Raw genomic sequence first — 9,521 nt, forward strand, 5'->3', positions numbered from 1 at the left:
CAGCCGAGAAGCAGGTGGCCCCCGGTCGTGATCGATGCCACCTCATACTATGCTGGGGTAGGCCAACAAAGGTCGTTAACGTTATCTGGAGGAGTGGATGAAAAAAGGACATTCAATGCTGTTGGGCCTGACTCTCGGTCTCTTTTCCCTGACAAGCATGGCCGACGAGGGCAACGGCCCGACGGCCAGCGTTGAATTCATCGATAACGACGGTGAGGTGGTCGGGCAGGGCACGATCAAGCAGGGCCCGGTCGGAGTGCTGATCAATTTCAGCATCGATGGCCTGGATGAGGGGTGGAAGGCCATTCATATCCACAGTGTCGGTACCTGTGAGGATCATGATGAAGGGTTTCACGCCTCTGGCGGCCACCTGAATCCCGACGACTCAGCGCACGGCTTCCTCAATCCAGACGGCCCGGATGCCGGAGACCTGCCCAACTTCTACGTCCACAGCGACGGTAGCGCGCAGGTTGAGATGTTCAATGAACGGGCAAGTCTCGATGGTAGTATCGGGGGGAACATGCTCGGTGAAGAAGGCACCGCGCTGGTCATCCATGAAAACCCCGATGATCACATGAGTCAGCCCATCGGCGGTGCCGGCGACCGGGTTGCCTGCGGGGTCGTGCAGGCAGACTGATTGCAGCGGTAGCACACCAACCGGCCTTGGCCATGGACTCGCCAGGCGGCCAAGGCCGGCTTCTCGTCGATCATGTGGAGGTACTCCATCCAGTCATTTCATCAGCAAAGGGCAATGGCTGGACAGCCACAACTACTCCACCAAAGCCGGCGCGTTGCTCGGCCCGACATCAATAATCTCATCGGCAAGCGCCAGCACCTGCTCACGGTGGCTAACCACCACCAGGGTCTCGACGCGCGCTCTTAGTGCCTGCATGAGCTGAATCTCGCGTGCACTATCCAGTGCCGCCGTGGGCTCATCGAGCATCATGGTGGGGGTGCCGCGCAGCAGCGCTCTACCAATGGCGATGCGCTGCTGTTCTCCGCCAGAGAGGTTCCTTCCCTGTACGCCGACATCCCGATCCAGCACGCCTTCGCCAGAGCTGCCACCACCGATCCGCGCGAGATCCAGGAGCTCGACGAGTGCCAGCAGCTCCTGGTCAGGCACGGGCTGAGGGTGCGCGTACAGCAGGTTCTCCCTGAGGCTTCCGCTAAAGATCAGTGGCGCCTGGGGGACGACGCTCACGTTGCCAAGGATCTCCTCCGGGGCAAGGCGGCTAACGCTGACACCGTGGAAAAGGATCTCGCCAGCCTCTTGGGGCTCGAGTCCCAGAAGGGTTCTCAACAGAGTGGACTTCCCGCTTCCTGATGGGCCGCGCACCCCGTACATCTTGCCAGCTTGAATCTCCGCACTGAGCGGCTTCGCGGAGGTGGCGTCATCGGCGCGCAGGCTGACGTCGCGTAGCGTGAACACAGGCTGCTGATAGTTCAGGGCGATACCGGCTGCGCCCTGGGGCTCGGTCGGCAGATCAAGATACTTAAGGCCGTCTCCCAGGGCGACGTAGTTCTTCTTGAGGTCGATCAACGCCGCCGCAATCATGACGAATGGGGAGGTGAGCTGAACCACATAGGTCGTGATCATGATGAAATCCCCGACCTGGTAACGCTGGCGTAGCGCCTCGCTGACGGTATACAGCGTGAATCCACCCAGCACCAGGCCCACCGCGAATACTTGCCCGCCCATCAAGCCGCTGAGCTTGGCATGCGTCCCGTATACGGTGTGCACATAGCCGCTCAGATGGCGGTCGAGAGTGTGCTCTTCATGCCTTACCGCGAGGTTGATCTTGATGTCGTACAGCGCGCGCAGGCGCTCGGCGAGGAACTCGCTCAGCTGGGTATGCGTCTGGTAGAAGGTCTTGTGGATGCGGGTGGTGGCATCGGCAATGCGGTAGGTGAGGGCGAAGAGCACCAAGATGGCCAGGATGAAGGCGGCCGCAAAGGTGAGGTTGATCACCTGCCAGAGAATACCGAAGACGAAGCAGAGCTGGATGACCACCGGGGCGATGGTCCAGAAGAGGGCATGGTTGATCAGGCCGAAGCTGCTCATGGCGCGGTTCACATCCGCCATCACCACCCCCGTATCGAGCCGATGCTGCGCCTGATAAGGCAGCCGTAGCAGACGGCCCACGATGCTCGAGTAAACCGCCGCATCGCATCTGGCCATCACGTATGAACTCGCGAGATTCTTGCCCCACTCCATCATATTGCTCAACGTCCAGCCGATCGCATAGGCCATGGCGAAGGCGTAGACCATGCCCACTGCCGCCTCGCCCGACGCCTCTACCAAGAGGTTGGTGGTCTGTCGCAACAAATAAGGGACCGCAGCGCCCACCGCCGCGATGCCGATCATGAGCAGCAGCACCAGCACGAGGTGGACAAAGAATCGCGGATAGCATGAGCGTACCAGCGCGAGCCCGCGCCGATAGGTCGTCACATAGGATGAGGGAGGGGACTCTTTCATGTCAGGTTTTTGACCTAGCTATCTACAGTGCGCGCCAGCTGCGGAACCCATGGCCGGCAGTTCGGGGAAGGGCGCAACGACCTTTTCGAAGTCCAAGGTCGTTTGCCTGGGCCCGCCGAAGTCACCGGCCCGGGAGTCAGAGTGTCTGCTATGTGCATCGTTGATACGTTCCTTGTCTTGGGAGTCAATCAGATGACCTTAGAGGCTCCAACCTCCAGCCCTCCTCTGTAGCGAGCAGGCGATCGGTCAGGCCGAGGTTATCCAGAAAGACGTCATCATGCGACACCACGATCAATGCGCCCCGATAGCTGCGCAGCATGGCTTCCAAGGCCTCGGCCGAAGGCAAATCCAGATGGTTGTTCGGCTCATCGAGTAACAGCAGCTGCGGTGGCGTGTCGGCGTAGAGCAGGCAAGCGAGAGCCGCCTTCAACCGTTCACCCCCGCTCAGTGATCCACTTGGCGTCGCTATCTTCGATGCATCGATCCCCAGTTGCGCCAAGCGCATGCGCAGGTCCGCCTCGGTCGCCGTGCGATTGGCCGAGCGTAACTGCTCGAGCACCGTCTTTGCCGGATCCAGGTTCTCCAGTTGCTGATCCAGATAGGCGCTCTCGGACGTTACCTTACAAACACCGGCCAGGGGCATAATCCTGCCTGCCATCACGCGCAGCAAAGTGGATTTTCCACAGCCGTTGGGACCGATGACACCCACGCGCTGCTGGCCGCTCACCATCAGGCTGATAGGACGTGTGGCTTGTGCGACGTAAGGCAGCTCCACGCCATCTAGATCGGCCACGCGGCGCTTAGCCGCCTGCGCAACGGGGATGTCATGCAGGGCGATGAGCGCCTCATCTTCGACGTGCTGCGCAGCATCTTTTACGTCCTGGTTGAGCTGTGCCAAGCGGGCCGCCTGATGCCGGCGCAGTGCACCCGAGGATGCTTCGCTGCGCTCTTTCTGCCCATCCAGCAGCGACTTGGCTTGATTGGCCTCCTTGCCTTGCCGATAGCCGCGTGCCTGGCGCCGCTCCTGACGTTCCAGCTGCTTGCGCATCGCCCGTGCCTCACGCTGGCGCTCGCGCTTACGCTCGGCCAGCGTCTCCAAGGCATTGTGTCGCTCATGAGCCTTGGCCTCGGCATAGAAGGTGTAATTGCCCCCGTAGCTTTGCAGCCCCAGAGAAGAGAGCTCCACGATGCGCTGCATGGCGTCCAGTAGCTGCCTATCGTGACTGACCACGATCAGCCCGCGTGGCCAGCGTTGCAGCTGCTCGATCAGCGCCCGCCGATTCGGCCGGTCGAGATGGTTGCTTGGTTCATCGAGGATCAGGAAGTCGGCGTTCGACAGCATGGCGCCTATCAGGGAAACCCGCATCGCCTCGCCGCCGCTGAGTACGCTGGCCGGTGTTTCGGCGCCAAGGTGGCCCAATCCATTGGACTCCAGCTCTAGGCGCAGGCGCGACGGCAAGTCCCAGTCGTCGCCAACGGTATCGAAATCCTCCGCTGCCGTACTGCCCGACTCGATGCGCGCCAGCGCATCCAGGGTATGCTTAATCCCAGCCAGCGTTGCCACTGTTGCATCATCAGGATGAACCACTTGCTGGGCCAGGTAATGCACGCTGCCGGAGCGCCGACAGTGCCCGGAGGTGGGTGGTAACAATCCGGCCAGTATGCGCGCCAGCAAGGTCTTGCCCACGCCATTGCGGCCAACCAGCCCCGTCGGGCACGTGTCGAACTGCTCGTGGAGGCCGGAGAAAAGCACTCTGCCGTCGGGCAAAGCGTAAGAAACATCTTGAAGTACGAGATGGATATTCGTCATGCGCTAGTCCTGCGATGCCAAGCACTCCCCCTGCGATAGGGGCCGGTGGAGACTGGCCGTCATAACAACGGCGGCATCAATGGCGCATTGGACGAACACCTCATATTGAAGGGATGGACCGCCGACTATACTGCATCCGCCCTCTGCCCGAAAACCGGGTAGAAGAAAAACCGACCGGAAGAAGCGCCGATGCACAAGGGAAGCTGTCTATGCGGCAAGGTGGAGTACGAATACAGTGGCGAGATCGACGAAGTCTCCATGTGCCACTGCAAGCAGTGCCAGAAGGCCCAGGGCTCGGCCTTCGTTGCCGTGGCGCCGATCCGCTCGGCTGAGTTTCGCATCACCCGAGGCGCGAAGTATCTCAAGGAGTACCGCGCCACACCGGGCAAGGTACGCGTGTTCTGCGCCGAGTGCGGCAGCCCGCTCTACAGCGCCCGCGACGACCTGCCCGAAGCCAAGCGGCTGCGCCTGGGCACCCTGGATACCCCGATAACACCCGGCAAACGCTACCACGCCTGGGTCTCGTCCAAGGCCGAGTGGTTCGATCTCGAAGACGCGCTACCCAGGTACCCGCAAGCCGCGCCGAAGCGCTGATCCAACCTATCTGGGCAGTGCCGAAGTCATGGAGCGCGCTCCGGGCATGCTGCCGACACTTGCCAGGCCAGGTGGTTACTGTAAAGGTAATGTAAACCTCGCCGCGGGTGATCGCATGACAGCCGAACCGCCTCAGCAGACGCAGCAATCCTTTTACGATGGCCTGATAGGGCATCCACTGATTCGCGAGCTGTGGAATTACTTCCCCGAGAACATGTTCCTGATACGCGTGGAGGAGGACGGCCACTTCATACTCGAGGCAGCCAACCCAGCGCAGGTCGATACCATTGGCCGTGAGTGCCTGGGTCAGCCGCTGCCGGCATTCTTGCCCGCTGCAACGGCTGAGTCGATCTATGCGCGCTACCGTGAATGCGTGGCGCGGAACAAGCCGATGCGCTATCAAGAGCATGCCGCCTTCTTCGATGAGCAGGGCAACGAGCAGTACGGCTACTGGCTGACGCTGATCGTGCCGCTGCACAATGCCGCCGATGACCCGCAGCGCGTCACCCATCTTTTCGGCATCTCTCAGGACGTGACCGAACTGCACCAGGCCCGGGATGCGCTGGAGCGCCACAACCAGGTGTTGGAAGCACGCGTGGAGCAGCGTACCGCTGAATTGCAGCACGCCAACCGCGAACTCAGGCTGCTCAACGGCCAGCTCGAGGAGATGGCCACCCGCGACTTTCTTACTGGCTGCTATAACCGCCGGCATATCGAGACCCTGGGCCAGCGCGAAATCGAGCGGGCAAGGCGCTATGACACTTCGCTCAGCGTGTTGATGATCGACCTCGACGCCTTCAAACAGGTCAACGACACCCAAGGCCATGAGGCAGGAGATACCGCGCTCAAGCGCGTTGCCGCGAGCCTGCAGGGCGCTTTGCGCGCAAACGATCTGCTGGGCCGCTTCGGCGGCGATGAGTTTCTGATCCTGCTACCCGAGAGCAGTAACGAAGACGCCCGCGCCACCGCCGAGCGCCTGCAGCAGCAGACCCATGAGCTGGCCGCCATCTCGATCAGTGTGGGGGTTGCCACCCTGCGCCACGATGACAGCCTGGAAAGCCTCGCCGCCCGCGCTGACCAGCAGCTACTCGCCGCCAAGCGCGAGTATCATCGAGAAGCGTCTGGTTAAACGCATTCCACGAGAAGGCAGCCGTCTCTGAAGGCGGAAACACGACAATAGAAAAAGGACGTTCAAGTGATAGAGACCAAGCAGAAGAATAGACTCATCGCCCTGGTACTTGCCATGTTCCTGGGATTCTTTGGGGTCGATAGATTCTATTTGGGGAAATGGAAAACAGGCATCCTCAAAGCGGTGACTCTCGGGGGCTTCCTCCTCTGGTGGTTCATCGATGGCGCGCTCTTGCTGATGGATGCTTTCTTCCATTCGCTGGGGAAGCAGAAGGGGTTCGTGAAAGACGGATCGGGAAATGAACTGAAGTACGGGCTGTCGATGTACAGGTTGCAGAACGGCAGGTTCGAACAAGACTGGTTCAAGTGAGCGCCAACGGCTGATAGCTGCAAAGCTTGCCTCGGGGAATGAAAATGGGGCGAAGCAAGCGCAGGAGAAAACGCATGGCATACCTGGGAGTGGCCTTAGCCCTGCTACTGACGCTGGTGCTCACCGGCGTACTGGCCATGCAGGCCTGGCGAGTGGCCGATAACCGCGCGATGGAGAATTCCTGGGCATGGCTGCAATCCCAGGCGCCTGCCACCGTCGAAACGTTCGACCCCGCCATGGTGGAAGGCCTACCCGACGCCGCCCGGCGCTACTTCCTCTACACCATTGCCCCGGGCACGCCGCTTCACGTCGTCAGCGAAATCCACATGACCGGCGAGATCGGCCTCGGCACCAAGGAGGCACCCGGCTACCGTCCCATGCGGGCCCGGCAGATACTTGCTCCACCGCATGGCTTCATCTGGCGGCTCGAACGGGCCGGCAGCGGCCTCATGCAGATGAGCGGCTCGGACGGCATGGCGGAAGGCCACTCCTGGGCGCGCTTCTGGCTTAACGGCACGCTGCCCGTCGCCAGGGCCGGGGGCGACGACAACCACCTGCGCGTCTCGTTCGGCCGAGCCGTAGCGGAAGCCGCCTTTTGGACCCCGGCAGCGCTGCTGCCCCAGCACGGAGTGCACTGGGAAGAGGCCGGCGTGCGCTGGGAAGAGAGCGGCGAGCCCAACTTGGCACGAGCAATCATCACCCACGGCACCCTGGAACAAGCCATCGAGATCGTCGTAGCCGAGAACGGCCAACCACGCTGGGTACAGTTCCAACGCTGGAGCGACGCCAACCCCGAGAAGGAGTGGCGCCTTCAACCCTTCGGCGGCTACCTCGACGACTTCCAAAACTTCGAGGGCTTCACCCTGCCCACCAAGGTCGAGGCGGGCAATCACTTCAGTACGGAGGAGTACTTTCCTTTCTTTCGGGTGAGGGTGGAGGAGGTGCGGTTTCTGGGGGCGTAGAGCTCAATGGTACTAGGCAAGATCTGCGAGATGCTAGCGGACCACATAGAGATCCTGCACCAGGCCGCTGAGCAGCCGATCAAGGGTAGCTGGCCCGCAAACAGGGGATTGTGATTGGGCCGGCGCAGCCAGGCGTCCGCGCGCGGCAGCAGGATCTGAAGGGCCTTGTAGATACCCAGGATCAGCGACATGCGCTCGAGCTGATTGACGTCGAGCCGCGCCGCCGTGGGCTGCTTGCGCCATCGCCGATAGGTCGACCCCGGCACGCCAAGCAGCAAGGCAGCTTCCTGCTCTTCAGCCCCCAGTCGTTGATGATCTTGGGATAAGACCGCATCGCTGCGGCACTCATTTGCTGGCGCTTTTCGATGGGTAGTTGAGGTAGGCCATGAGGACCTCCTTTGCCTAATGGCAGTTTACCAATTTCCGAAGGTGCAAGAAAAGCGCCTTGCCGGCCACTTTGAAGCTAGTCTTAATAAAGACGCACGCCTCGGTTCATGGCTTCTTAGCTTAGTTTCTGCATCATGCTAAAGAGCGTTCGAACGGCATGGCGCTTTTAGGCGCGTTCCTGGCTCAACGGCACCCTTCTCAGGTGCCAATGCCAGTGAAGGCTGTCCCATTTGGGGAAAAATGGCAACTTGGATTGCGTCGGAGGTAGTTCATGTATTCATATGATCGATCGCATGAAGATATTAAGCCATATCGTAAATACGTCAAGAAAGCATCAGCTATGCTTTGTAGGCTCAAGTAATTTTGGCATCCAGTCGGTAACCGAGCGATGCATACTGTCTTGTCTAGAGGCACAGGAAGATAACCGTTTTTTAGGCTAGCATGTAATGGAGAAACTATGAGAGTACGTGGGAAAGAGGTGGTGAATCGATCTTACAAGATCCTATAGGGCGTATGGTAACTAAGCAACTCCCTTAATGGTTAGAAAAGAGTTAGAGGTTTTTCTAGGCGCTGTTTTTTTCAATTATGATATGGCGGGGATATAGTTATGAGTGTTGAGATCACTTTGTTGGTGCTGCTTGCTTCTGCCTTTCATGCCGGATGGAATGCAATTGTAAAAATAGGTGGGGACAGGATAGCGGTAATGGCTGTGTTGACATTTTTTGGAAGTTTAGTTTCATTAGCTGTACTTCCTTTCGTGCCATTTCCCAATCAAGATAGCTGGCCATTACTTGCGTTAGCTGTTGTAATACATACAGCATATCACTTTTGTTTACCAATGGCCTATCAGTATGGAGATTATGGGCAGGTTTATCCTATTGCTCGCGGCTCGGCACCATTGATTGTAACCATGGGTGGAGTACTACTTGTTGGCGAAGTGATAAATTTTCTCCCTTTGTTAGGTGTTGTCTTTCTTTCGATTGGTGTTATGACATTGGCTTTAGATTCTAAGGATGGGTTGTCAAAAAATCCTAAAGCTATACTTTTCGCTCTTGGTACTGGTGTATTTATCGCTTCATATACGCTGGTGGGAGGCTTGGGAGCTCGCCAGGCCGGCTCGGCAATAGGGTTTGCAGTTATTTTAACTATTGGTAATGGCTTAGCAACGTTTGTTATTGCTTTGTTTTGGAAGTTCAAGGAAATTAAAAAAGTGGTTTTAGGAAACTGGATGTTCGCCTCAGCTGGAGGGGGAATGCAAGTAGGCGCATATTGGATAATCATTTGGGCCATGGCTTACGCTCCTCTCGGCATGGTGTCAGCCTTGCGGGAAACAAGCGTTCTCTTCGCTGCAATAATTTCAACGTTCGTTTTAAAAGAAGGGTTCGGTGTCTGGAGGTTCATATCTTCTGGCCTGATCGCATTCGGTATTGCACTTACACGATATAGATGAACGCTTGCAAATAGTATAGTATTAAATTGATCTTAGAGCCAATCCCTGTTTAGCGGTTGGTCTTGGGATCGTTAACGGTTATAGGTTTATTTTTACCAAGACATAGGAGATATATAAGCCGTACTTGAATGTTAAACCGATGAAAAAAGAACCAATGTGGAAAAATAGTGAAGTTTGATAAGTCCTACCTGATGCATGACCGTAACACCATGAAAATATATCAAAGAAAGATAGTGCGTCGCCAGCTCGGTCTCCTAGAGTTGACCAAGGATCTGTAGAATGTCATAAGTAACGTAAGATCTTAGCGCCGGTGAAAGTTGTTTGCACCCCCTTATTGACGTAGT

General features: G+C 58.0%; 9 protein-coding genes. 6 read left to right on the forward strand and 3 right to left on the reverse strand.

The features are described from left to right. The first annotated feature begins 97 nt into the window (after positions 1-97). Positions 98-637, forward strand: coding sequence for a superoxide dismutase family protein (locus tag B8115_RS05505; protein ID WP_026037914.1), 540 nt, complete (start codon positions 98-100; stop codon positions 635-637). 132 nt (positions 638-769) lie between these two features. Here B8115_RS05505 and B8115_RS05510 read toward each other — a convergent pair whose 3' ends face one another. Both B8115_RS05510 and B8115_RS05515 read right to left on the reverse strand, forming a co-directional pair. Further along, positions 770-2,476, reverse strand: a complete 1,707-nt coding sequence (locus B8115_RS05510) for an ABC transporter ATP-binding protein (protein WP_083861779.1) — start codon at positions 2,474-2,476, stop codon at positions 770-772. Positions 2,477-2,660: 184 nt separating this feature from the next. Continuing rightward, positions 2,661-4,286 carry an ABC-F family ATP-binding cassette domain-containing protein gene (locus tag B8115_RS05515; RefSeq protein ID WP_035590145.1) on the reverse strand — a complete coding sequence of 542 codons (1,626 nt, stop codon included), beginning with the start codon at positions 4,284-4,286 and terminating at the stop codon, positions 2,661-2,663. Positions 4,287-4,475: 189 nt separating this feature from the next. Here B8115_RS05515 and B8115_RS05520 point away from each other — a divergent pair, with 189 nt between their 5' ends. From B8115_RS05520 to B8115_RS05535, 4 genes are all read left to right on the forward strand, one after another. After that, positions 4,476-4,880 (forward strand): GFA family protein, encoded by a 405-nt coding sequence (locus tag B8115_RS05520; RefSeq protein WP_010626765.1) that lies wholly within the window; start codon positions 4,476-4,478, stop codon positions 4,878-4,880. 115 nt (positions 4,881-4,995) lie between these two features. Next, a complete protein-coding gene (locus B8115_RS05525) occupies positions 4,996-6,009 on the forward strand; it encodes a sensor domain-containing diguanylate cyclase (protein WP_010626766.1) in 1,014 nt (337 codons plus the stop codon). Positions 6,010-6,075: 66 nt separating this feature from the next. Beyond that, entirely contained in the window at positions 6,076-6,378 is a 303-nt protein-coding gene (locus tag B8115_RS05530; RefSeq protein ID WP_010626767.1) for a TM2 domain-containing protein, read from the forward strand. Positions 6,379-6,452: 74 nt separating this feature from the next. After that, on the forward strand, positions 6,453-7,340 hold the full coding sequence (locus B8115_RS05535) for a DUF6544 family protein (RefSeq protein WP_010626768.1): 888 nt from the start codon (positions 6,453-6,455) through the stop codon (positions 7,338-7,340). On the opposite strand, the gene B8115_RS24125 is transcribed toward B8115_RS05535, so the two are convergent. Further along, on the reverse strand, positions 7,268-7,606 hold the full coding sequence (locus B8115_RS24125; protein ID WP_370542917.1) for a hypothetical protein: 339 nt from the start codon (positions 7,604-7,606) through the stop codon (positions 7,268-7,270). The genes B8115_RS05535 and B8115_RS24125 overlap by 73 nt on opposite strands. 728 nt (positions 7,607-8,334) lie before the next feature. Here B8115_RS24125 and B8115_RS05545 point away from each other — a divergent pair. Beyond that, positions 8,335-9,177, forward strand: a complete 843-nt coding sequence (locus B8115_RS05545) for an EamA family transporter (protein WP_010626770.1) — start codon at positions 8,335-8,337, stop codon at positions 9,175-9,177. Positions 9,178-9,521 lie beyond the last annotated feature (344 nt).

Origin of the sequence: Halomonas sp. KM-1 (assembly GCF_000246875.1) — a bacterium.
Lineage (GTDB): Bacteria > Pseudomonadota > Gammaproteobacteria > Pseudomonadales > Halomonadaceae > Halomonas > Halomonas aerodenitrificans.